Below are 24,716 nucleotides of genomic sequence, written 5' to 3'. Positions count from 1 at the left end.
ATTTGCGCATCTGGCTATTTATGTTGCGCTGCACTATATCCATTCGCCCCGGCGTCGGGCCGGCCCGTTGCGTAGGAGTTTCGGCGTGAGCGCGTTGAGAAACGAGACCGTGTTGTCGGTGCATCACTGGACCGACGAGTTGTTCAGCTTCAAGACCACCCGCGACAAGGGTTTCCGCTTCGCCAGCGGCCAGTTCACCATGATCGGGCTCAAGCTCGAGGGTAAGCCGGTGCTGCGCGCCTACTCCATCGCCAGCCCCCATTATGTGGACGAGCTGGAGTTCTTCTCCATCAAGGTCGCCGACGGCAAGCTCACCTCGCACCTCAAGAACCTGGCGCCGGGCGATCCGGTGCTGGTCGGCGCCAAGGCGGTCGGCACCCTGCTGCTCGACAGCCTGACCCCCGGCCGCAACCTCTACCTGCTGGGTACCGGCACCGGCCTCGCCCCCTTCCTGTCCCTGGTGCGCGACCCGGACGTCTACGAGCGCTTCGAGAAGGTCATCCTGGTCCATGGCTGCCGCCATGTCCGCGACCTCGCCTACCGCTCGACCCTGGCCGACGAGCTGCCGGCCGACGAGATCCTGGGCGATATGGTCCGCGACAAGCTGGTCTATTACCCGACCGTCACCCGCGAGCCCTTCAAGTATCGCGGCCGCATCTCGCACCTGATCGAGAACGGTACCTTGGCGAACGATGTCGGCCTGCCGCCGATGTCGCGCGAGAACGACCGGTTCATGCTCTGCGGCTCCGTCCAGATGCTGGCCGACATCCGCGCCCTGCTCGAAGGCATGGGCCTCACCGAGGGCAGTACCACCACCCCGGGCGAGTTCGTCGTCGAAAAGGCCTTCGTCGAGTAACTGCTGCCCGACCCTCGAACTGTCATGTGCACGCGCCTAGACTTCGGCTGCCACAGCCTGAGCGGACGGCTCGTGCCGGCAAGAGAACAGGGATGACGGATGCGGTAGCGTAAAGGAGGCCCGTCCGCCGCGGCGACGGGCGACGGCGGTCGCCGTCGAAGGACGTCTTGCCCTTGCAACCGGCGACGGGGGAATCTCCCGTCTCTTCATCTATATCATCGGCAACTACCTGCACCGCATCGAGCGCGAGCGCCGTGGGTTGTACGAGGGTGACCTCGACCTCGCGCTGGTCGCCGAGCTGGTCGGAACGAGTGCCGTGGAGCCGGGCCTGCGGGACGCGGCGTTCCGCGAGAAGTACGCGACCTTCGACAGCCTGATCGGCATCGAGGGTCAGCGCGCCACGAACGCGACCTCGATCGCGAGCGCTTCGGGAATCCCCCGCGAGACGGTGCGCCGCAAGCTGAAGCGTCTGCTGGAACTCGGCATCATCGTCGAGAAGAAACGCTACAGCTACGTCATCAACCCGGGGGTGCTGCAGCAGGCGCACCACCAGGCCGCCTTCGCCCGCGGCATCGAGCAGACCGTGCGCTTCATGAACGAATGCCTGGAACAGGGCGTGGTGCGGCTGGTCCCGCCGGCCGCGACACGAAGGACAAGCGGCGGCGGATCAGTCTGATCCGCCGCCGTTTGGAGGCCGGTCCGCGTGGGTTCGGCCGGCCTCTGATGCTGCTCCGGGTGGGAGCGGGAGGCAGCATCCCTGCTCGTTCGATGAAGCGGCGCGCCGCTAAGCGGCCAACAGATCCTCCGTCCAGATCCGGATGACCACGTCCTGGAAGTCGTTGTCGCCGGTCGTGCTGGGCAGGTCCTCGAACCCCATGTGCAGATCCAGGCCGCCGCGCGACGTGCCCGAGAGGACCTGGATCATGTCGCCCTGGTTCATCGTGGCGATCGAATGGAAGATCAGCGGGCTGCTGAGGTCACCCAACGTATCGCTGTGCAGCACCGGCGGGATGCCGGCATCGACGTCGGCCGGATTCGTGCCGCCCGGCATCCGGAACGACAGGTTGTCCGGCAGGTTGCCGTAGTAGTCGAAGCCATCCTGGATCAGGAAGAAGGCGAGCTTCTCCCCGTTGGCCAGGGGGCCGACATCGAGCTTCTGCGTGCCCGCGGCGACGTTCCGCGTGTTGGCGAACAGGATGTGCACGTCGTCGATGGTGCCGTCGGCGCCGACCTTGTAGTAGCCGAGCGTGTTCGAGTACTCCGATACGGCCGACCTGAACTCGACGTTGAACTCCGTGGCGCCGTCGCCGGTCAGGAAGAAGTCGTTGGCGACGCCGTTGATCCTGGCCGGGTCGACGCGCACGCCCTCGCCGAGCGTCGGCAGCAACGGCTGGTAGCTCACCACCGTATGGGCGTCCGCGCCGATCCCGCGCGAGACGGCCATGAATTCACCCTGGGAGAAGTTGCCGTCCAGGGTGAAGGTCGACGTGCCGACCTCCACCTGTGTCTGGCCGATCTCGTGGGTGAAAGTGAACGCGCTGCGATCGAGACGCGATCCCATGATGTCGAGCGTATCGAAAGTGCCGAAGCCGGAGATCACGTCGCCGTTCAGGTCACCGACTGTATCGCGCACCGTGTCCACGCCGCTGCCGAGATCGAGAACATCGGCGCCGGCGCCGCCGCCCAGCGTATCGTCGCCGGCTCCGCCGTGCAGGTCATCGTTGCCGCCCAGGCCGTGCAGCACGTCCTTGCCGGCCCCGCCCCAGACGACATCGTCGACGCCGTCGAAGCCATCGAGCGTGTGATCCCGGTCATCGAGGAACGTCACGACACCCGGCCGCAACGGTCCCTGCTGGCCGTCCGCCCACACTTCGAACGAGTCGCTGAAGGACGTCTCGCCGTCGAACAGGATATTGCCCAGCGACGCGCTTAGGTTGGCGAGGCTCTGCCGGTTGACATACAGGAGTCTGAGCTGGAAGTCGGGCACACCCTCGAACCAGAGGAGCGTGTCCCAGCCATCCTGCTGCAGCCGCATGTTGCGGGCCGTCATGCCGGCGCCCTCGAACTTGAGCACATCGTGCTCGGCGATCACGGCGTCCGACGGTGAGCGGAACAGTCCGGTAAACCCGGCCACGGTGTCCGCGCCGCTGTCGGCATGAAACACGAAGGTGTCGCGTCCCCAGGCACTGACCAGCATGTCGTTGCCGCGGCCGCCGTCGAGCGTATCGTCGCCGTCGCCCGCATTTACGAAGTCATGTCCGGTAGTGCCCTGCAGCGTATCGCTGCCATTCGTGCCAAGGATCGCCTGAGGGTTGGGATCGGCCGCATTGATGGTGCCGTACACGTCGTTGTTGTCCTGGAACGTGCCGTATCCCGAGAACGAGGTATGGCTCTGGGCATCGCTGGCCTGGTTGCCAACGAAGGTGAGGTTCGACCCGACGATGGTCGAGCCGGTGAACCCCATGATGGCACCGCCCTTGCCCTGGCCGCTGTTGGTGGCATTGGGGGCGACACCGCCGGTCGCAGAGTTGCCGATGAAGGTCGAATCCCGGACGGTCAGATTGGCGCCGTAGTAGACGAAGATCGCGCCTCCCAGGCCGGCACCGGCACCGCCATAGCCGCCACTGCCGCCGTCGCGGTCCAGGTTTAGGCCAGCGCCATAATCTGGTTGCCCCGCGAAAGCGCCCCATCCACCGGAGCCGCCACCATATCCCTGGGAGACCGGATCGTTCCCAGAGTCGGCACCGCCGCCGCCGCCGCCGCCGCCACCGCCGCCGCCGGCCCCCACCCCGCCGCCACCGCCATTGCCGCCGTTCGCGCCGACATAGTCGGTACCAAAGAGGAAAGCGTTTCCGCCCGCGCCGCCGCCGCCGCCGCCGCCGCCGACGCCGAAGCCGCCGCCGGTGCCGTTGCCGCCGGGATTGCCGCTCTGGTCATTGGCTGTGCCGCCCAAGCCGCCCACACCACCGGCACCGGCACCGCCCTGATAGCCGCCGCCGCCGGCGGCGTCGCCACCATTCGTGGAATCATCACCACCGGCCCTGCCACCCTCGCCGCCCGAGCCGGCAATGCCCTGGACGCCACCGCCCTTCGCCTTGTTGTCGGAGAAGACGGTCGCTTCCAGTTCGACCGAACCGCTGAGGATGTTCAGGGCCGCACCGGAACCGAGGCCGCCGCCGCCGCCGTTGAAACCAGTTCCGCCCGCGGCCGACCCGCCCTCGAAATGGATGTTGGTGAAGCTGACATTCGCGCCCTTGATCGTGAACATCTGATGACCCGAGATCGTCGGGACGCCCAGCTTGCTGCCGACGAAGTCGATGTCGTTGCCTGTGCCCAAGGTCGGCAGGCTGCTGGCAAGCTGGATGGACTGGCTGCCCAGTTTCGTCAGGTCGACGGTGTCGCGCCCGGCATGCTGGCCGGCATCGAGGATCGCCTGCCTCAGCGAACCCTCACCGCTGTCATTGGTGTTGGTGACATAGAAGGTCTGGCCGTCGCCGACGACGGCATCGTCGGGAGGCGCCTGGTCGGGAGCATCGTCGGTGCCGGCGAGCGCCTTCCGGAACAGGTTGCCCTGCTCCAGCAGGATGGTGGCGCCCTCGTAGCTCCAGCTCTCGTAGTTGACGCCGTCGACGACGACCAGCGACCCAGCCTTCACCCAGTTCTCGTCGATGGGCACCACGACGCTGCTGAGTTCGCCCTTTACCGTCCATGTGTCCGTGGTATCGGAGATCTGCAGCAAGGTCGGCAGCGACAGCGTCAGCCGGTTGGCCACGCCGAGATCGATCGTCTCGATGCCGGTGATGCGCCCGCCGATGTCCGGATTGGTAAGGTCGAGGTTGTTCGACGTCAGCAGGTAGGGATTGAGCATCAGCGTATCGGTGCCGGTGCCGCCGTCGAGCGCACGGAACGACATGCTGCCGATGGCCAGGATGTCGTCGCCTTCGCCACCGATCATCACCACCGAGTTCGGGCTGGTCGCCTCGCTGCCGATGCTCTCCAGGATGTCGTCGCCCTGGCGACCGTTCATGATCACCGGGTTGGCCGTGGTGGCCTTGACCGTCGCCTGCAGGATGTCGTCGGCCGCCGTGCCGAGATAGTTGGTCGAGCCGGTGAAATCGCCGCCAAAGAGGGCAAAGGCCGCCCCAGACACGTCCGCAGCACTGCTGCCCTGCGCACCGATGAGGAGATCGCTGAACCCGTCGCCGTTGACGTCGGCCGGACCGCCGACGCTCGAGCCCGAGAAGGTGTTGTTGCTGGCGCCGACGATGGAGAAGCCGGCCGCACCCGACAGATTGTCGACGCTGACGGTGCCGGAAGCCCCGACGGCCGTCGAACCGAACAGGACATAACTCTTTCCGACCGTGTCGCCGTTGACCGACGGGGAACCGATCAGCAGATCGCCGAAGCCGTCACCATTGACGTCGCCTGCCGCCGAGACGGAATAACCGAGGTCCTGCGCCGTTACAGATGTCAGGTGGAAGCCTTGCCCAACTGGGATTCCGCCGAGATTGACCAAGCCGCCAGCGCCCAGATTCGCACGGCCGAAGACGACGTAGGTCGCACCGGCCGACGACGTGAAGCCTTTCTGTGCGAACGAGACGATGAAGTCGCCGTAGCCGTCGCCGTTGATGTCGCCGGCGGTCGTGACCATGTTGGACGGCGAGGCAGCCTCCTGCCCACCCTGCAGCGAGAAGCCGGTCGTACCATCGAGGATATCGAGATTGATCGTGCCGCTGCTGCCAATGCCGGCCGCGCCGAAGAGGACATAGCCCCGAGTCGTCTCGGCGGACTGCCCGACGACACCGAAATCGTCATAGCCGTCGCCGTTGAGGTCACCGAGATTATCGACCTGCATCGAATTGAAGTAGGTCGACGAGCGCATGAGGAAGCCGCTCTCGCCGTCCACGGCCTCCGGCACCGTCAGCGCACTCGTCGTCCCGACGTCCCAGTCGCCCTGCCCGAACAGGACGAAGGGATAGGAATTGCCGCTGCTGACGATGAGATCGTCGTAGCCGTCGCCGTTGACGTCGGAAGCGCCCACGACGCTGAAGGAGACGCTGTCGAAGTCGGTGTTGTCGATGGTGACGCCGCCATGCGTCTCCAGCAGGTCGGCAAGGTCCACGCTGTTGCCGGTCTCGGTCCACAGCGTGTTGTCGGTCGTGCCGAACACGATGGTGGCGAAGCGGCCGGAGGTGGTGCTGTTGGTGGCGACGACCAGGTCGGCGATACCGTCGCCGTTGAAGTCGCCGTGGCCCACGGTCTGGCTGCCGGTGATCTGGCCGGCCGCACTGGTCTGCACCGACAGCGCCGGCAAGGGCGCCAGGCCCGTCTGCGGATCGCTGCCGAACACGATGTCGAACTGGCCGCTCGACGTGCCGCCTGGCCCCGCTTGCGCCACCAGCATGTCGGTGTAGCCGTCGCCGTTGAGATCGCCGGCCGATCGCACGGCCGCCACTTCAGAGCCGCCGGGCGAATAAACGAAGCCGGTGTCGGAACGGAGCTTGGAAACGTCGAGGCTGCCGCCCGGCCCCATCCAGGGACGGCCGAAGCTGACATAGGCCTGTCCCGCCGTCGGGCCGCCGATCAGAATGTCGGGCTGGCCGTCGCCATTGACGTCGCCCGCATTGGCAATCGCTACGCCGGTATTGCCGGTGAGCACCGTGCCGTTGAAGGAGAAGACGCGCGAGTCGAGCGGGACGCTCGAGAGGTCGAGGCTGTTGCCGTCGAGGAACGGCTGCCAATTCCTCGTGCCGAACAGCACCGACACCTGACCGGTGTTGGAGTTGTCGCCCTGGGTATTGAGAGTCGGTGCGCCCACCAGCAGATCGGCAAGGCCGTCGCCGTTCAGGTCGCCCGCCGAACTGACGGCCATGCCGGCGCCGCCGCTCGCCGAATCGGAGCCCGCCGGTACGCCGTTCGCGACGAAGCCGTTGGTACCGTTCACATTCGCGAGTTGATAGGTGCCGCCGTTGCCCCGCCAGGAGCTGCCGCCGAACAGCACATAGGCGCCGCCCAGCGACGGCACGGCATCGGGCGAAAGATGCGGCGCGCCGATGATGACGTCGTCCTTGCCGTCGCCGTTGATGTCGCCGGCGTAGGCGACCGAGGCGCCCGCCGAATCGGCAAAGGTGAAATCGGGATTGTCGGGATCGTCGCTGTCGGTGAGATAATGCTGGCCCTGCAGGACGACGCCGTTGGTGCCGTTCAGCGTCGACAGGTCGGTCGCGCCGATCCCGCTGCCGCCGAACACGACATAGACCTGGCCGCCCATGCCGCGGATATCGTCGTCGCCCGCGTCGACCGGGTTGGCATTGGGTGCGCCGACCAGGATGTCGTCCCTGCCGTCGCCGTCGAGATCGGCCACGGCCAGCGACGCTCCCGCGAAGCCCGTGCCGTTCGTCAGCTCGAAGCCCTGGGCTGCGGTCATCGTCTCGAGATTGAGGGTGCCGGTGCCGGCCAGCGCCTGCCCGTAGACCACGAACACCTTGTTGAGGCCGGGGGCGCCGACGACCAGGTCGACGGTGCCGTCGCCGTTGACGTCGCCGCTGGCGAGCGCGGAGCCGACCAGCGAATACTGGGTCGTGGAGGTGAGCTCCTTGGCCGTGGTGTTGTCGAGAGTCTTCGACGCGCCGCTGACGCTGTTGCCGTGCACGACATAGACGGCACCGCCGGGCGCCGCGAGATTGTTGGCCATCTGCGGTGCGCCGATGGCGATGTCGCTCTTGCCGTCCTTGTCGAAATCCGCGGCCGTGAGCGACATGCCCATCTGGCCCTGCGCGATGGTCCCGTTCAGGACCGTGCCGTTGGTGCCGTTCAGCGTGTCGACGTCGAGATTGGCGTCGGCGGTGCCGATGCTGTGCGAGCCGTACAGGACATAGACCTTGCCCGCCCCGCCGTTGCCGCCGGGGCCGCCGATCAGGAAGTCGGCGATGCCGTCGCCGTTGACGTCGCCCGCCGCCGCGACCGACTGGCCGACGCTCTTGTTGGCATCGGTCTCCAGCACGAAGCCGCTGCCGATCGCCGCCAGCTGGGTCGGCTCGTCATCGATGATGGTGACGGTCGCCCGCACTTCCGCAGGCCCATCCAGCCGGACGGCACCGTGGGCAAGGAACGCATCGTCGGCGCCGCTCCAGACACGCAGGTCGAACGTCTCGCCGCGGCGTTCGGCGACGCTGTCATCCTCGATGTCGATCTCGATCAGCCGCTCGCTTTCGCCGGCGGCGAAGGTGACCGTGCCGGCCAGCGCCTGGTAGTCGCTTCCGGCGGTCGCGCTGCCGTCCTTCGTGGCGTAGTTCACGGTGAGCGCCTTGGAAAGATCGCCGGTGCGCGTGACACGCACCTGCACCGTATCGTCCTGCTCGCGAACCGCCGCGTCTGCGACCCGGAGCATGCTGGCGCTATCGGCGCCGTGACGCACCACCAGTTGCTGGTTGTCGGAATAGACCTGCGTCGGGATCAGGGCGGACGCGATGGTGGCGGCGGCCGGCGCCGACCAAGTGGTGCCGTCGTAGGTGCTCGAGTTGATCTGCAGCGCGTCGTTGTTGGACTCCGTGGCGTCCGGCACCACTTCGCTCCAGATCACCGTCAGGTCGCTGCCGATCTCCACGATGCGCGGCTGATAGGACTCCGAGACGATGCCCGTGGCGATCACGAAGGGCGTGCCCCAGGAGCCGTTCCAGAAGACGCCATGGACCTGTTGCTGGCCGTCGTCGGCCGGGCTGTCCGCCACCCAGACCAGCAGCAGGCTGCCGTCGCTCAGCGCCTGCAGGTTGCTCTGCGTCTTGGGGCCCAGCTCCACGCCGGCAATGGCCGACGCGGCAGACCATACGCCACCGCTGAGCACGGCGTATTCCGTCTGCAGAGCGGCCAGCGCATCGTCGAGGTCGGTCTGGTTGATGGTCTGCGGTGCGCCGATGATCAGGTCGGGAATGCCGTCACCGTTCACGTCCGTGATGCTCTTGACGGCGGCGCCCGCGGAATCGTCGGCCTGGGCGCCATTCAGCTGCAGCAGCGAGCCGGCGGGCAGCGTTGTAATGTCGACCGTGCCGGATGCGCCCAGGGTGGCGCTGCCGAACAGGACATAGGCCTTGCCGGCCATGTCCTTGTCGCCCACCGACGCCGCCGGATCGCCGAGCACCAGGTCGGCAAAGCCGTCCTGGTTGAGGTCGGCGCCGCCGCTCACCGCGGTTCCGGCGCCCTCGATCGCGAAGCCGTTGCTGCCGTCGAGGTCCTCGAGCGCCAGGATCGTGCTGTCCTGAAGGTCGGCGCTGCCGAAGATGACATAGCTGCTGCCCGGCACCGTCTCGCCGTCCACCATCGATTCGGCCACGCCGACGATCAGGTCCTGGAAGCCGTCGCCGTTCACGTCGCCCGCCTGGCTCACCGCGAAGGAGCCGAAGCCCACGAGCTGGGTGCCGTCGATCGTCAGGACCTTCGTGTCACCGGGCTGGTAGAGGTCGAGCGTGCCATTCGTCCCCAGCTCGCTGCCGCCGAACACCACGAAGGCCTGGCCCTCGGTCGCCAGGATGAGATCGGCCTCGCCGTCGCCGTTCAGGTCGCCGGTCAGGCTGGCCGCATCACCGAGCGGCACCTGCGTCGACTGGCCGGCCTGGTTGTTGCTGTAGATGATCTCGACGCCGTTGCTGCCGTCCAGCGAGGACAGGTCGACCTTGCCGCTGCTGCCCAGGGTCGGGGCGCCGTAGACGACGTAGTAGGCGCCGTTGCCGCCGCTGACGCCCGGCGCGCCGATCACCATGTCGGCCCGGCCGTCGCCGTTGAGATCGGCACCGCCGCCGACGCTCGTGCCGACGCCGTCGTACCGCACGCCGGTCCCCAGGCTGAAGCCGTTGCTGCCATTGAGCTGGCTGACATCGACGATGCCGTTGGTGCCGAAGCCGCCGCTGTGGCCCAGGATCACATAGGCCGAGCCGTCGCCGTCGGTGGTGCCGTCGCCCGCGCCGGGCGCGCCGACGATGAGGTCGTCGAAGCCGTCGCCGTTGACGTCGCCGGCACGGTGCACGCTGGTGCCCAGCTGGCTGAACGACGCCCCTTTGACGATGAAGCCGTTGGTGCCGTCGAGCGTCGAAACGTCGATCGAGCCGCTGGCGCCGAGGCCCGCCTTGCCGAACACGACATAGGCCTCGCCGGAATCGACCAGCGCATCGGGCGCGCCCACGACAAAGTCGGCCACGCCGTCGCCGTTGAGATCGCCGGCCCCGCTCACGGCTGAACCGATGCCGCTGAGCGGCGTGCCGCCCGTGAGGACGAAGCCGTTATGACCGTTGAGTGCGTCGAGCTCCAGCGTGCCCATGCCGGCGAGATTGCTTCCGCCGAACACGACATAGGCGTGGCCGGGCGGCGTGTTGGCGAGATTGGAATCGTCGGCGTTGTTCCAGGCCACGACCACGCGACCCTGGCCGTCCACCGCGACCACCGGGTCGAGGTTAAGGCCGTCGCTGCCCGGCAGGATGGTCGGCGTACTCCAGGTCGTGCCGCCGTCGGTCGAGAACGACGCGGCAATGTCGGTCAGATGGCCGCTGTCGTTGGGCGCATCCTGGACCCACACCATGACCATCGTGCCGTCGGCCAGCTTCGTCAGGGAGTGCGGGACCGCGCCGGCGCCGGCGCTTCCGGCAACGGCGCCGGGGGCCATCATCACGCCGCCGGTGGGACGCGGTGCGTACTCCAGCTCACCGGCATAGGCTCGATTGACGGGCTGCCCCTCGAGCTCCGTGCCCGTCGGCTTGAGGAAGTTGTTCTCGTAGCGGAACCGCAACGTCAGGGAGCCGAGGGTCGCTTCGGCATCGACCCGCAGGCGAAGGTCGCTATAGGAAAGTGCGCTGCCGTCCGTCGAGTTGAAGTCGACGTAGATGATTCCGGTCGCCTTGGCGCTGATGGACTTGGAGATCTTGGCCTGCGCCCACAATCCGGGACCGGGGCTGATCTGCCACTGCGTGTGATGCGTCAGGTTCGTGCCGACATCCTCCGCCGTCGCGCTGTCGCCCGACGGGAAGATCGCGTTGAAGAACTTGAGCGGTTCGATCTGCCAATGGAGCTGCGAAGGATCGTCGCCGACGACCGCCGGGCTGCCGTCCTCCCGCACCAAGGTGGCAAACTCGGGCACATCGCCCAGCTCCCCGCTCGACGTCGAATCGTCCCGCCAGAGGTTGTTCCACTGGATGCGCAGGTCGAACACCCAGCCGCCGCTGAGGCTGATGCCGCCGTTCTTGCTCATGCCGGGCCACAGCTCGTAGGAGCCCCACAGCGGATACTCGAGCTTGGCCTGGAGGCCGACGTTGAGACGGGCTCCCTTCAACTCCCAGAAGTCGCCGGTGTCGCCGCCATACGCCCCGAGACCCTGCACGTATCCCGCGAGGGTGAGCATGTCGAAGAACTTCCAGCCCATCTTGGCTTCGAACCTGGCCAATGCCAGGGACGTGTAGGGGCCAAAGCCGGCGAGCGAGGGATCCATCTCCTGGTAGCCGCCACGGAAACGGAGATCGAACTCGAACTGGGTACTCGTGCCGCCGAGGAGCGGAAAGCCGCCGGGAAGCAGACCCTGCGAGCCCTTGTATTTGTATCCAACGTCGAAGTTGAAGTTCTGGACGTAGGTGCCGCTCGGATTGAATCCCACGCCGTATGGCAGGTCGGCGCCCAGGACGTACGCAGCCCGCGGACCACCATCGAAGGTGAGGTCCTGCTGATGGAGCGTCAGCGTCGAGGTCGACAGGTGCCCCTGGGCCTGCGGATCGTCGGCGTCGATCTTGTGGGTCACGATGGTGACCCTGCCGTCATCGGTGACGGCGACCTGCAGGTTCGAATCCTCGAGATTGTCGTCGGTGAGACCGATCGGCTGGCTCCACTGGTAGCCGCCGAGCGGCGACGACAAGGCCACCGCGCCGTTGACTTCGGCTTCGTTGCCGTCGCCATTCGTCCAGGTGGCGATCAGGCCGCTCGTGACGTTGCCGTCCGCGCCGAGCATGCCGACATTGGCGTTGAGTTGGAGACTCTGGCCGCTGACCGAGCCGGGAATGGCGGCGGCATCGACCCAATGCTTGGCCACGGGATCGTAATAGGCCGACCAGACCTGGCCATCCTGGTTCCAGACCATGTGCGTCAAGCCCGTGCTGGGATCGACAGCTACTGCCGGGGCGGCTTGGCCAAACGTCGCCATCTCTGCAACTCCATCACTCGTCGTCAGCGCTCTGCATCGCGATTAGCGCGCTGCTGTTGCAGGTCGGCTATCAATAGGATTGCAAGCCTGCTTCAAGTGGTCGCGCGAATGGCGTCCATCGCCAGTTCACTGCATCGTCGCCGTCGCGGCGCACACTAGAGGCGACAAGTGGGCTCTCAACCGGAAGCCTGCCCGAAATGAGCACCGCGTAACAAAACCGTCTGGAGACAGCATGGCCAAGCAATCGAAGAGCAAAACAAAGAAGCAGAAGGACGAAGAGGATGCTCTGCCGAGTCCACGGGCGACACGGATACGGCCGGGTGGGCGTCTGGTCCTGATCGATTCGCAAGCCAACTCCCGCCTCATCGCCTTCCTCGCGGGAAATTTCCTTCACCGCATCGAGCGCGACCGCTGCAAGCTCTGCTTCGGCGACCTCGACCTGGCGCGCATCGCCGAGGCCATTGGCTTGATCGCCATCGAGCCTGGCATGCGGGACGCGATATTCCGCGGGCAGTACAGCAGCTTCGACACTGTCATCGGCGTCGACGGCCAGCGTGCGGTCAACGCGGCGTCGATCGCCGCCGCGACAGGCATCCCGCGCGAGACCGTCCGCCGCAAGCTGAAGCGCCTGATCACGCTGGGATACATCGTTCAGAAGGGACGCGCCCGCTACGTCGTGACACCGGGCATGCTGCAGATAGCGGACCGGCGCATGGTCCTGGAGCATGCCTTCAATCAGATGGCCTTGTTCATGAACGACATGCTCGAACAAGGCTTTCTCAAATGGGTCCCTTCAGCCGGCGCTGCGGGCCCTGGAACAGCGACCGCTCAATCCTGACAAGTCACGCCATCTGCCGCCGTGCCAGCGCCGCGAAAGCCCCATTCCGCTGCATCAATTCCGGGTAAGTGCCCTCCTCCACGACCCGGCCGGCTTCGAGCACGTAGATCCGGTCGGCCGCCTCGACGGTCGACAGGCGGTGGGCGATCACGATGCGCGTCGCTTCGAGATGGGCGAGACGCTCGCCGACGACCTGCTGGCTGCGATTGTCGAGGGCGCTGCTCGCCTCGTCGAACAGGATGAGGCGCGGCCGCCTCACCACCGCGCGCGCGATGAGCAGGCGCTGGCGCTGGCCGCCCGACAGCAGCATGGCATTCTCGCCGACGAAGGTGTGCATTCCCATCGGCATCCGGCGAATGTCCTCGTCGAGGCCGGCAATGCGGGCCGCTTCCCAGGCGTCCGGCTCGGTCAGCATGGTGTTGCCGACAATGTTTTCGAGGAGCGAGCCGGTCGCAGCGTGGTCGTTCTGCAGCACCACGCCCATCTGCCGACGCACCGCGTGCATGTCGATGAGCGCGGCGTCCTGGTGATCGAAGAAGACGGCGCCGCTGGTGGGCTTCTCGAAGCCCAGCATGAGGCGCAGCAGCGACGACTTGCCGGCTCCCGAAGGGCCGACGATGGCGATGAACTCGCCCGGCCTGGCGCGCAGGCTCACCCCGTTTAGGATCGCAGGACCCTCGGCTTCGTAGCGGAAGACGATGTTGTTGAGCTCGACGTCGCCGCGCAGGACGCCGGGATCGGTGGTTCGCCCCTGATCCTCCGGGAGCGCCTGCAGCAGCGGCGTGGCGCGTTCGTAGAGCGGCCCGAGGGCGCGCAATGCCGGAACCACGCCGGCAAGTGCCAGGGCCGCTGACAGGAACTGGCCGAAGGCGGCATTGAAGGCGACGAATTCGGCAATGCCGATCTCGACTCCGCCAAAACCCACCATCCAGATGAGCGCGCCTATGGAAATGATATGGAGAAAGGCACCCGACGCGTCCAAGGCCACCGACAGGCGCCGCCGCCGGAGATCGATGTCGCGGCGTGCCATGAACAAGGGAGCCCAGCGCGCGAAGGCGCGCGCCTCCGCGCCGGCGACCTTGAGCTTGCCGATGGCGGTGATCGTCTGGAGCGACAGCGACTGCAACCGGCCCTCGGTGGCCAGAGCCTGCCTGTTGAGCGTCACCGTCATCAGGCTCACGAGGACGGTGATCAGGACCTCGATGACGACGACCGCGAGCGCTACGGCGGCGAGCTTCCAGCTATAGTAGATCAGCAGGCCGAAGCTCACGATCGAGAACACCGACGACAGAAGCGTGTTCAGCACGGCGCCGCTGATCGTGTCGCGCATCTGGTTGACGGCGTCGGCGCGGAGCGCGAGGTCGCCGACCGTGTAGCGGCGGAAGAACTCCGCGGGCAAGCGCAGCAATCGGTCCCAGGTCGCACCTTCGAGATCGACATTCACGAGCGTCGTCATGCGCATCAGCAGGAAGCTGCGCACCAGCCCGAAGACGCTTGCGCCGAGGCCGAGCGCGGCCAGTCCGAAGACGAGCTGCAGGAGCATGCTCGGCGAGCTGGAAGGTATGACCGTATCGTACAGGATCTCGGTACCCAGCGGCGTGACGAGGCCGAGCAGGCCGATGACCAGCGCGATGGTCAGGGCCGGGGCGGCAAGCGGCCAGGCAAGCCTCGCCGAAAAGCGCAGCATGCCGCGGCCGGTGATCGGCTCGTCCGGAAAGGCGCGCTGCAAGACATAGGCCTGCTCACGGTAAAGCTCACCGCGTTCCGTCGAGGGCGATCCATCCGGAGCGAAGGTGTCGTATCCGGAACGCCAGCCGGTGCGCGCCACGGCGGCAAGCGGCAGACCGTCGGCGCGGAAGACGATGAGATGCTGGCCGCCCCTGCGCCGCCAGCCTGACGTCAGCCGCACCGGCCATAGCCGCAGCTTCGCCGCGTGGGCGAAGGCGGCAAGCCGGTTGGCCGGCGTCGCCGCTTCGTTCGGCGGGCAGGTGTCGAAGACGTCGTCCGCCAGCGCGACGCCGTTCGCCGCCGCCACCTGCCGGAAGGCCGAAGCGAGAGGATCCTTCGGATCGACTGGCGCGGCGCGCCGGTCGTCGGACAGGAGGCCGAGAAAGGGTTTCAGGATGAGGAGGCGCTGCTTCTCCGGAGCCTCGGCCGCGCGTGTCGCCGCTTCGTCGTTCTCCGTTCGCAAAGAGGCTTCGATCGCGCGCGCGATGCGATAGGGATAGGTAAGGAACGCCTCGGCCGGGGCGCCGTCGCCGTTCGGAGTCGTCGCTTTCCCGGTCGTCGGAGCGAAAACGCGGTCCATCCGCCCCATCCAGGCTTCGGCAAGCTCACGGGCCTGCTTGTCGCCGGCATCGAGCCGTTGCGCCAACGACGCGACGTCCAGGCTCCGAACGCGCGTTCCCTCCAGGGCCGGAAAGCCGAGCAGGACGAAGTCGGGCGATTTCGGAACCTGGAAAAAAGCCTCGCCGGCCGGGATCGTGAGCACATGGCGACGGCTGCCGGCCCGGCCAGGATCGGCCAGATAGACATCGAGCGCCCCGGTTTCGACGAGCACGGCCGTCGCGCCCAGCGTGACGGGACCGCCGCCGATTTCGCCGGCGCGCCCATCGGCGGTGTTCTCGGCGGTTTCAACCGGCACGGATCAGTTCCGCATAAGCCCCGCCGGCTGCCCAGAGTTCTTCATGGGTCCCGCGCTCGACGACCTTGCCCTGGTCGAGCACGATGATCTCGTCGCTGTCGCGTATGGCACTCAAGCGATGCGTGACGAGAATGAGCGAACAGCCGCGCCGCCGAAGGTTCTCCAGGATGCGCGCTTCGGTTTCGGCATCGAGTGCCGAAGTCGCCTCGTCGAACACCAGAATGGCGGGCTCGTGTACGAGCGCGCGGGCAATCTCCAGCCGCTGGGCCTGACCGCCCGACCAGTTGCCCGCCCCCTCGTCGACCATCCCGTCATAGCCGCCGCGACGGCTTGCAATGACGTCGTGGATCTCGGCATCCCGGGCGGCGCCGACGAGGCGCGCCTCACTGACGCCGGTGTCCCACAGCGTCAGGTTCTGCCGCACCGTGCCCTCCATCAGCACGATGTCCTGGTCGACGAAGCCCAGCGACGAGGCGAGCACCGCCGGACGAAGGGCACCGGCGGGCCGTCCATCGTACAGCACCTCGCCGGACCATGGTTCGGCAAGGCCCACGATCATGCGGGCGATGGTCGACTTGCCGCTGCCGGAGCGGCCGACGAGCGCGATGCGCGCGCCCGGGGTGACGGTCAGGTCGAAGCCGTCGATCAACGGCGGCGAGAGTGGATTGTAGCCGAACACGAGGCCGCGCACGGCGACGGCGCCGGACAGCCGTGCCGGTTCGCTTTCTCCGTCCTGCACAGTCTCGGCGACCCGCTCCTCCCACCTCTTGTCGAGGGGATAGCGCATCACGTCGCTGACGCGCTCGAGGTTGCCACGCAGCTCGCGCGTGCTGGAGGCGATTCCGACAAGTGCCGTGACATGGCCGGAGAAGCTGGCGAGCATGGTCTGGAAAGCCGCGAGCGTGCCGACCGTGATGAGGCCGTCCATCACCCGGAGACCGCCGACGCCGAGGATGGCCGCAACCGCGATGGCGTTGAGCATGCCCGGAACGAGGTTCAGGTACTGGATCTGCGCCTGCATCGCCTGGAGAGCGTTCAGCACGCGCGCCTGCTTACCCGCCCGGCGGGCGAAGAAATCGGCCTCCAATGCGTTGGCCTTCAGGGTCTCGATCGATTGGATGCCGTTGATGGCGACCGTGGCGAGGCCTGCCTGCTCGCGCAGCAAGCCGCGCGCGGCATTCTCCTGCCGCCGCGCGACCGCCTTGGCGAAGACCGCGTTCAGTCCGGCGAGGACGATACCGATGGCCGCGAGCAGCGGATCGTAAAGCATCATCAGCCAGGCATAGAACAGGACAGCGAGGCCGGAGACGAAGAGCGTGGAGGCCTGCTTGCTGATGAGGGCGCAGATACTCTCCGCAGACTGCAGCCGCATGGCGACGTCGCCGGCATAGCGCTGCGCGAAGAAGCGCGGCGGCAACCTCAGGACGCGCCAGGTGAGGCCGACGCCGAGCGCCATGCCGAGCTTCCACTGCAGCCGCGCCAGCGTGCGCCCTTCGAGCCAGCTCAACAACCCCCGCAGGACGGCGGCGAAGACGAGCCCGAACAGGAGTGGCCGCAGCCAGTCGCGCAGATCGTCTACGAGGATGTCGTCGACGAAGATCTTGGTCGCGGCCGGCACGAAGATGGCCGGCAGGAGCGCGGCGATGCCGGCGATGATGAGAAAGAGGATCGCCGCCTTCGAATTCGCCAGAAGGTCGATCACGGGCCCCCAGACGCGCGGCTTCGTGCCGCCCTGCTGGAAATCCGGCCCCGGCTCCAGCACCAGCATGACGCCGGTGAAGGAGGTGTTGAACTCCTCGTGGCTCACCGTGCGTGGCCCGGTGGCCGGGTCGTTGAGATAGACCTTCCGGCGGCCGATCCCCTCGAGGACGACGAAGTGGTTGAAGTCCCAGAAGAGGATGGCCGGCAGGCGCCGCTGCGCGAGAGTCGCAGGCTCGACGCGCCAGCCCTCGGCCTTCAATCCGAACGAGCGCGCGACGAGCAGGACGTTCTTCGCCTTGCTGCCGTCGCGCGACACGCCACAGGCGAGCCGCAGATCCTCGAGCGGTACCCAGCGGCCGTAATAGGCAAGGATCATGGCGAGGCACGCCGCGCCGCATTCGACGGCCTCCATCTGCAGGACCGTCGGCACCGAGGCCCGTGCGACCGGCGGAAACTGCTGGCGCTCCGTCACAGGCCGAGCCAGCGGCGGAGGGCGGGGATGACGAGATCGATCGGACGCCCGGTGCGCACGGTCACCTGGCCCTCGAGCAGCGTCCCCGAGGTCAGCTGGACCTCCTGGCCGCGCTGCGACGTCCAGTCATAACTCATGGGGCCGGAGGGGCCTTTCTCCAGCAGGATCTCCACCTGGAGCGGCGCGCCCTGGCGCGTGAACTGGCGGGCAAGGTCCCTGTTGCTGATGCGTTCGGCGAGGGCCGCCTCGGTCTGCGGCAGGCTATCGACCTTGACGACCCTGCCCACGAGCGAGCCGTACTCCTCCTTCTTGGCGAAGGAGGGCGACAGGCGCGCCTCCATGCCGGGGCGGACCTGCTTGCCGGCCTCCGCCGGCACGTAGAGCAGGACCTCGAGCCGGTCGTCGCCGGTCTCGATGACCAGAAGTCTCTGGCCTGCGCTCACGAGGGCAAAACCCGTAACTTCGTCGAGGACAACCATCCCCGACACGCGCGAATGGATGGTCGTGGCTAGATTCTGGACTAGCCCTATCTGTGTGCGCTGGCCTTCGCTGTCGCGCAGCTGCCGCTCCAGCGACTCGAGTTCCTGGGCATGCTGGGATTGGAGCGTCAGCAGCGAGGCGTCGAGGGACAGAAGGTCGGCATGGGCCTTGGAGATCGATTCGCGCGCTGCGAACAGGCGTTCGCGCGCCTCCAGGACCCGATCGGTGGGTATGAGATTGCGCGCCTGCAGGCCCTCACGTGCCTCGAGCAGCGTCTGAAGGTCGCGCACCCGGGCCTGATCCAGCTCGATGACCTCTTCGAGTGCCTCGCGCCGGCGCTGGGCGACGCGCTCCTCGTTAGCAAGCCGCCCGGCGAAGCGGGCGACGAGATCGGCCCGCTGCTGCTTCAACTGCTCGACACGACCGGTCGCGTCGGTGAGGCGCCCCTCCTCCTCCGGCGACGACAGCCGGGCGATGAGCTGGCCTGTCTCGACGCTGTCGCCGCGATTGGGATAGCTCTCCAGCCAGCCTGACTTCGGCGCATAGATATTGACGAAGGCGCCGTTCTCGCGAACCAGCAGCCCGAGTCCCGATACGGTGACCCGATAGGTTCCGAATACCGACCACACGGCGCAGCCGGCGATGATGGCGGCGGCGGTGCAAAGCGCCACCCATCCGAGGGGTGGCGTCACCTTGAGCGCCTGGTCCAGCTGGTTGAGGCTGAACAGACGCTCGAGGGCTTCTCGGCGGAAGAGCCCACTCAACGATCGCTCTCCGCTTCCTTATTCAGAGTGCATCGGGCCTTGGCCTGGCAAGATCTTCGCCAGCGCAACGCGCCCGTTCACTCGCCTTTGATGAGATCGACGATGCCACCGACGACGGCACCCACACCGGCGCCCGCGGTCGCCATCACAGCCGTCGTCCCGAGGGCGAAGCCGGCGGTCGTCCCCAAGACTCCGGTTCCGAGAAGGAAGGGCACGACCACCGGGGCAAATAGAACTGCAGCACCGATGACCCCAACGGCTGCACCGACGCCCGCGAGGATGCCCAGAAATCCACCGCCGTTCACGTTTTCCAGCTGGTCCTCGGAAAGCGGCCCGATTCCGGCGGCTTCCAGTTGCCGCTTGCCGGTCTCGATCACTTCAGTGGCCTCTTCCGTGCTCAGCTCGATCCCCTGCTTCTGAGCATAGGCAACGAGGTCCGACGGGTTGGTAACGCTCTTTGCCAGCTCGACGAAGTCCGGGGATGACAGCTCTATCTTGTTCGCAAACTCGGTGAATGTTGCAATAGACATGTTTCTCTCCTTCGATGAAGTCCCGTTTCAAACGACCCTGATCAGCTCAATGCATCCACAATGGCACCGAGACCGGCACCGACCGCACCGCCTAGTCCGGTTGCGGTCCCGACGACCATTGCGCCCACGGCAAAACCAACCGCTACCGGCGCCAAGACTGTCACAGCCAGGAGGCCACCAATGCCTGCGAGGGCTCCGAGAGCCACAGCGCCCCAAGCGGCCGCACTACCGCCCGCGATTCCCTCCAGCACAGCATCGGGCAGGGCTTGGCCCTTCACCTTCTCGGCAGAGGCATAGACGCTCTCCCGCAACGAGAGGATCTGGTCCTGTTCCTCGGGCGTCAGCGTGCATCCGAGGCTCTGCGCATACCGCTGGAGCGACTCCTTGCTTTCCGTCGACGAAAGAAACGTGTTGAAGGCTTCGGTTCCAAGTTGGATACCGCGCACATGATTGACAAAGCTGTCGAGCGACATGGGCGCTCCTCCTTTGCAAGATCCACGTCGATCTAATTTCTTCACCAAGAAGTAGCAATCGTCGGAACGCCCAATATGGGCGCATTGCTCGTCGTTTCGCGCCGCGCGCTCATCGAACTGTCAAACACAACCCCGCTGGACTTCGGCGACCGATCGCCCAGAATGGGCGAACTGAAAAGCGAGAACAGGATCGACGGATGTCGCGCAGCGCAAAGGAAGCCCGACCGGCGCAGCAACGCGCGACGGCGGTTCCAGTCGAAGGACGACTTACGCTTGCCACCGGCGACGGTGGAATCTCCCGTCTCTTCATCTACATGATCGGCAATTACCTGCACCGTATCGAGCGCGAGCGGCGTGGGCTCTACGAGGGCGACCTCGACCTCGCGCTGGTCGCCGAGCTGGTCGGCACCAGTGCCATAGAGCCAGGCCTGCGCGATGCAGCGTTCCGGGAGAAGCACGCGACCTTCGACAGCGTGATCGGCATCGAGAACCAGCGTGCGATCAATGCGACGTCGATTTCGAGTGCCTCGGGCATTCCCCGCGAGACGGTCCGGCGCAAGTTGAAGCGCCTGCTGGAACTCGGTGTCATCGTCGAGAAGAAGCGTTTCCGTTATGTCATCAATCCGGGCGTGCTGCAGCAATCGCACCACCAGGCCGCCTTCGCCCGCGGCATCGAGCAGACCGTGCGCTTCATGAACGAATGCCTCGAACAAGGCGTGGTGCGCTGGGCCCCGCCGGCCAGGAACCGGCGCAGCACCGGCTCCCGGAGCGGGTAGCTCCGCGGAGGAATAACTCTCCGCGCGGGCCTCGCCTTACTGCCGGGACATCTCCGTCCGCGCCTGCGCCTTCACTTCGCCGGCCGGCACAGCGCGCGGCACCTCGAACACCACGCGCTCGATCTTTCCCGTGTAGGCGAAGGGCGCCGCATAGTCGGCGTTCACCGGCGACAGGCTGCGGCCGATGTCCATGCCTTGCGTCGAGATGATGAACAGCAACCTGGGCAAGTGGCCCGCCGCCACCTGGGTTCCATCGACCGACAGCGACACGTCAGCACCGCCATCTCGCGTGCGCTCGACCCGCAGGCCGATCTCGTGGCGACCGGGCGTCAATGGCATATCGCCGAGGATACGCGTGTGCCGGTGGAAATCGTTGTAGTCGAACACCGGCACACCGCCCTTCAGGTACAGGACGAATCCGCTGTTGAGACTGCCGCGTGCGACCAGCGCCCCGTCACCGCTGTTTGAGGGGTGGTCAAGCTCGACCGCGGTGGTCCAGCCGCGCGCCGTCGGCGGGCAGTTGTCGGCGAGGACATGGGAGATCGGTGGAAGATAGACGAAACGACCGCGTGTTGTGGGAAGCCCGGGCCTCTGGGAGGCGCGGAACAGCGCGAACGCCCCGCGGTCGTCGAGCGGCAGCACCCCATGCTTATCCGCCTCGGCCCACCAGAGATCGATCATCTCCTTGAGGCGCGCCGGCTCCTGAGCGGCAAGATCGTCGCATTCGGAAAAATCCGGAACGAGATTGTACAGCTCCCAGCGGTCGGCATCGAAAGGCTGGCCGCTCCTGTGGTGGCTGACGGCCTTCCAGCCGTCGCGCCAGATGCCTCGATGCCCGAGCATCTCGAAATACTGCGCGCCCCTGTCGATCCGTGCACTCGCATCGTCGAAAGCAGATAGGAGGCTTACGCCGTGAATGGGCATCTGCGGCACACCCGCAACCACCGCGGGTGTCGCGATGCCAAGCGCTTCCAGCACGGTGGGGGCAATGTCGATGGCATGGCAGAACTGATGGCGCAGGCCGGCGGCATCCTTCAGCCGGGCCGGCCAATGAACGAGCAGGGGATCGCGCACGCCGCCGCCATGCGCGTTCTGCTTGTACCATTTGAGTGGCGTGTTGCCCGCCTGCGCCCACCCCCAGGGAATGTTGCTGTGGCTGGCGGGGCCGCCGATGTCATCGAGCCGCGTAACGGCCTCGGCGATGTCTTCGGGGATCATGTTGAAAAACTTGGCCTCGTGCATCACGCCGGTGGCGCCGCCTTCCTGGCTGGCACCGTTGTCCGACAGGAACACGAACAGCGTGTTGTCCCAGCGGCCGATCGACTTCAGGAATTCGATCAGCCGGCCGACCTGGGCATCCGTATGGTCCAGCATCGCCGCGAAAGCTTCCTGCAACCGGGCGGCGAAGGCACGCTCGTCCGCGCTGAGCTCGCTCCAGGGTTTCACGCCGGGATTGTGAGGGGCGAGCTTGGTCTGCTCAGGCACGATGCCCATCGCCTTCTGGCGCGCGAACCACTCCTCGCGCGCCACGTCCCAGCCCGCGTCGAAGCGCCCGCGATACTTGTCGAGATAGCTCTGGGGCGCCTGGTGCGGCGCGTGCATGGCGCCAAAGGCGAGATAGAGGAAGAACGGCCGCTCGGGCACCAGTGAAACGAGATCGCGGATCATGCCGGCCGAACGGTCGACGATGTCTTCCGACACATGATAGCCGTCCGCGGGACCGGCCGGCGGATCAACGAAGTAGTTGTCCATCGTGAGTTCGGGAAAGAACTGGTCGGTCTCACCCTGAAGGAAGCCGTAATAGCGATCGAACCCCTTCTGCAGGGGCCAGTTCGTGAACGGGCCCGCGGCCGAACATTCCGACATCGGCGCCAGGTGCCACTTGCCCGCGGCGAAGGTCGCGTAGCCGCTGTCGCGCAGGATCTCCGCCAAGGTCGCCGAGCTGCGCGGAACGGCGCCGCGCATGTTGGGGAAGCCGGTGTCGAAATTGGAGACGGCTCTCATGCCCACCGCATGATGGTTGCGGCCGGTCATCAGGCAGGCGCGGGTCGGCGAACAGAGCGCGGTGGTATGGAAGCCGGTGAACCGCAGCCCCTTCGCCGCGAGGGCGTCGATGTTCGGCGTCTCGATGGTCGAGCCATAGCAGCCGAGATGCGCAAATCCCGCATCGTCCAGCACCACGAGGACCACGTCGGGTGCGCCTTGCTTGAACTTCGCCGGCGGCCACCAGGGCGTCGACTCCTCGATCGTACGGCCGATGACTCCGCCGAATTCTTCGCCCGAGAGTGACTTGTTCATGGCTCTTCTTTCAGGTTTTTGCCGCCGCCGAGAAACTACCTTGTACGGCGCCCGGCGCAATCGCTCAGAAGCGCGGACTGCGGATCCCGTAGGCGACGACGGCCATGCGCGTCACAAATCCGCCGAGGACGGTGACGCCAACAGCGATGCGGACCAGTGCCGGCTGATCGGTCTGCAGGAAATGAATGATCGCCAGCGTGAGAAGCGCGCCCCACAGAACGCAGACCTCGGCGTAGAACGACGTGCGCAAGGCGGGGTTGTCGTAACCGCTCCGCAGGAGGTCACGCAGGATTCCTCCTCCCGCACCGCCGAGGCCCGCAGCCAGCGGTCCCCACAGCCAGAGCGGCTCTGCGCCGGAGCGAACGGCAACGACCACACCGATGACCGTGAAAGCCGCAAGCCCCAGCGCATCGGTGACTTCGAGAACCATCTTCGGCCGGAGAACGTTCGTCACCGCGCGCACGCGCCCCGATTCGCCGATTCCGATCTTTTGCGCGGCAATGATGGCCACGTACGAGACGACGACGGTGCCCAGAATGAGGAAAAGCGACTGCGGGTCGCCCAGGATGCCGATCGGGCTGCGGCCGAGCAGAAGATCCCGGACCACGCCGCCGCCGACCGCGGGCAAGCCGGCGAGCACGAACGCCCCGAGAAAGGAGAAACGTTCTGCGCGGGCGATCAAAACGCCGGACAAAGCGAAGGCGATCGTCCCGGCGATATCGAGGAAGGAGAACCACCAGGTCGAGATGGCGAAACTGAGCAGGACGGCCCGGGCGGCCCGCTCTTCCAGCTCGGCGATGGTGCCGTTCTTCCGGAGCGAGGCCAGGGCGCTGTCGAGCGCCGCGATCGTCCCGGGCGCCATCCCCTTGGCGAACCGCAGTCGAAGCTCGGTGTCTCCCAAGTCGACGGCCTTCCGGGCAACGAACGACTCGCTTCCCGGCGCCGCACCGAGAGAGGAAAGGATGGACAGGCGGCGGGCGGCCACGCAGTCGATGGCGCCCGCGACGACAGCACCGGTCGCCAGGCTCGCATCGCCGAAATACGAAGTCCGGTCGGCCAGCGCGCCGCTCATCATGAAGGTCGCAATGTCTGCGCGATAAGGCGCCTCGCGGACGAACCCGATCCGCCAGCCGCGACCATAAGCTTCCTCTAGGGCGGCGGTTCCCTTGCCGGTGAGCGCCGGCAAGCCGCGCGCGCACAGCAACACATCGTCCTCCACCCGATAGGGGATGGAGACGGATTCGCGAGCCACGGCATCCGGAAGAAGCAGATCGATCCCGCCTTCCGCGAGGGCGGATTCGGCCGCCGCGCGCGCCATGGGGAGGATCACGATCCCCAGGTGAGCCCGCCGGCCCGCCTCCTGGAGGATTAGAAGGTCGACAGGAGTGTCCACGCCGCTGAAATCGATCGTCGGGCCGATGAGCCCGATCCCGGTCGACACCCAGGCGGCGCGGAGAATCCCGCCGCCGTTGCCAGGTTCACGGGCCGCGGCCGGCCCGACGAAAGCGATGGCGGCGACGACGCCCCAAAGGAATACGCGAAGCAAAGCCCCTCCCCGGTCTGTGCTCCAGAGGAGGTTGGCACGAGCTTCGGCGCACGCGAAACGGAAAGCAGTGGCGGAGCCTGAACGCAGCAAAGCCGTCCTCTTTCGAGAACGGCTTTTGTAAGCTTGGTTGCGGGGGCAGGATTTGAACCTACGACCTTCAGGTTA

General features: G+C 66.6%; 12 protein-coding genes. 4 read left to right on the top strand and 8 right to left on the bottom strand.

Going from position 1 to position 24,716, the window contains the following annotated elements; all coding sequences use genetic code 11:
* Positions 1–85 precede the first annotated feature (85 nt).
* Both AC1ROX_RS30945 and AC1ROX_RS30940 read left to right on the top strand, forming a co-directional pair.
* The gene (locus AC1ROX_RS30945) at positions 86–856 is read left to right on the top strand and encodes a ferredoxin--NADP reductase (protein WP_493132688.1); all 771 of its coding nucleotides are present in this window, start codon (positions 86–88) and stop codon (positions 854–856) included.
* A gap of 259 nt (positions 857–1,115) precedes the next feature.
* Positions 1,116–1,532 carry a replication/maintenance protein RepL gene (locus AC1ROX_RS30940; protein ID WP_493132686.1) on the top strand — a complete coding sequence of 139 codons (417 nt, stop codon included), beginning with the start codon at positions 1,116–1,118 and terminating at the stop codon, positions 1,530–1,532.
* A 108-nt stretch (positions 1,533–1,640) separates the two neighbouring features.
* Here the strand turns inward: AC1ROX_RS30940 and AC1ROX_RS30935 are convergent, their stop codons facing one another.
* Complete coding sequence (locus tag AC1ROX_RS30935) at positions 1,641–12,029, bottom strand: FG-GAP-like repeat-containing protein (protein WP_493132684.1); 10,389 nt, start codon at positions 12,027–12,029, stop codon at positions 1,641–1,643.
* Between the two features lie 232 nt (positions 12,030–12,261).
* Here AC1ROX_RS30935 and AC1ROX_RS30930 point away from each other — a divergent pair, with 232 nt between their 5' ends.
* The gene (locus AC1ROX_RS30930) at positions 12,262–12,867 is read left to right on the top strand and encodes a helix-turn-helix domain-containing protein (protein ID WP_493132682.1); all 606 of its coding nucleotides are present in this window, start codon (positions 12,262–12,264) and stop codon (positions 12,865–12,867) included.
* Positions 12,868–12,871: 4 nt separating this feature from the next.
* On the opposite strand, the gene AC1ROX_RS30925 is transcribed toward AC1ROX_RS30930, so the two are convergent.
* The 5 genes from AC1ROX_RS30925 to AC1ROX_RS30905 form a co-directional block, all read right to left on the bottom strand.
* The gene (locus AC1ROX_RS30925; RefSeq protein ID WP_493132680.1) at positions 12,872–15,511 is read right to left on the bottom strand and encodes an NHLP bacteriocin export ABC transporter permease/ATPase subunit; all 2,640 of its coding nucleotides are present in this window, start codon (positions 15,509–15,511) and stop codon (positions 12,872–12,874) included.
* Entirely contained in the window at positions 15,501–17,684 is a 2,184-nt protein-coding gene (locus tag AC1ROX_RS30920) for an NHLP family bacteriocin export ABC transporter peptidase/permease/ATPase subunit (protein ID WP_493132679.1), read from the bottom strand. Before AC1ROX_RS30920 ends, AC1ROX_RS30925 begins: the two co-directional genes overlap by 11 nt.
* Positions 17,681–18,928 carry an NHLP bacteriocin system secretion protein gene (locus AC1ROX_RS30915; RefSeq protein WP_493132677.1) on the bottom strand — a complete coding sequence of 416 codons (1,248 nt, stop codon included), beginning with the start codon at positions 18,926–18,928 and terminating at the stop codon, positions 17,681–17,683. Before AC1ROX_RS30915 ends, AC1ROX_RS30920 begins: the two co-directional genes overlap by 4 nt.
* Positions 18,929–19,005: 77 nt before the next feature.
* Complete coding sequence (locus AC1ROX_RS30910; RefSeq protein ID WP_493132675.1) at positions 19,006–19,458, bottom strand: hypothetical protein; 453 nt, start codon at positions 19,456–19,458, stop codon at positions 19,006–19,008.
* A gap of 41 nt (positions 19,459–19,499) precedes the next feature.
* The gene (locus tag AC1ROX_RS30905; protein WP_493132673.1) at positions 19,500–19,931 is read right to left on the bottom strand and encodes a hypothetical protein; all 432 of its coding nucleotides are present in this window, start codon (positions 19,929–19,931) and stop codon (positions 19,500–19,502) included.
* A 197-nt stretch (positions 19,932–20,128) separates the two neighbouring features.
* Between AC1ROX_RS30905 and AC1ROX_RS30900 the strand changes: the two genes are divergently transcribed.
* Complete coding sequence (locus AC1ROX_RS30900) at positions 20,129–20,707, top strand: hypothetical protein (RefSeq protein WP_493132672.1); 579 nt, start codon at positions 20,129–20,131, stop codon at positions 20,705–20,707.
* 36 nt (positions 20,708–20,743) lie between these two features.
* Here AC1ROX_RS30900 and AC1ROX_RS30895 read toward each other — a convergent pair whose 3' ends face one another.
* Together AC1ROX_RS30895 and AC1ROX_RS30890 are read right to left on the bottom strand one after the other, a co-directional pair.
* The gene (locus AC1ROX_RS30895; protein WP_493132670.1) at positions 20,744–23,005 is read right to left on the bottom strand and encodes an arylsulfatase; all 2,262 of its coding nucleotides are present in this window, start codon (positions 23,003–23,005) and stop codon (positions 20,744–20,746) included.
* Between the two features lie 64 nt (positions 23,006–23,069).
* Positions 23,070–24,551: a TRIC cation channel family protein gene (locus AC1ROX_RS30890; protein WP_493132668.1), complete on the bottom strand. Its 1,482-nt coding sequence runs from the start codon at positions 24,549–24,551 to the stop codon at positions 23,070–23,072.
* Positions 24,552–24,716 lie beyond the last annotated feature (165 nt).

Source organism: Reyranella sp. GW821-FHT14A01, from assembly GCF_058803965.1.
Note: the sequence above shows the minus strand (reverse complement) of the source record. Positions and strands in the feature narration are given on the sequence as shown.

What these genes read in the sequence shown, in the direction of transcription:
- AC1ROX_RS30895 (WP_493132670.1), bottom strand. Translation starts at nt 23,005, where the DNA reads ATGAACAAGTCACTCTCGGGCGAAGAATTCGGCGGAGTCATCGGCCGT.
- AC1ROX_RS30900 (WP_493132672.1), top strand. Translation starts at nt 20,129, where the DNA reads ATGTCGCGCAGCGCAAAGGAAGCCCGACCGGCGCAGCAACGCGCGACG.
- AC1ROX_RS30910 (WP_493132675.1), bottom strand. Translation starts at nt 19,458, where the DNA reads ATGTCTATTGCAACATTCACCGAGTTTGCGAACAAGATAGAGCTGTCA.
- AC1ROX_RS30935 (WP_493132684.1), bottom strand. Translation starts at nt 12,029, where the DNA reads ATGGCGACGTTTGGCCAAGCCGCCCCGGCAGTAGCTGTCGATCCCAGC.
- AC1ROX_RS30905 (WP_493132673.1), bottom strand. Translation starts at nt 19,931, where the DNA reads ATGTCGCTCGACAGCTTTGTCAATCATGTGCGCGGTATCCAACTTGGA.
- AC1ROX_RS30930 (WP_493132682.1), top strand. Translation starts at nt 12,262, where the DNA reads ATGGCCAAGCAATCGAAGAGCAAAACAAAGAAGCAGAAGGACGAAGAG.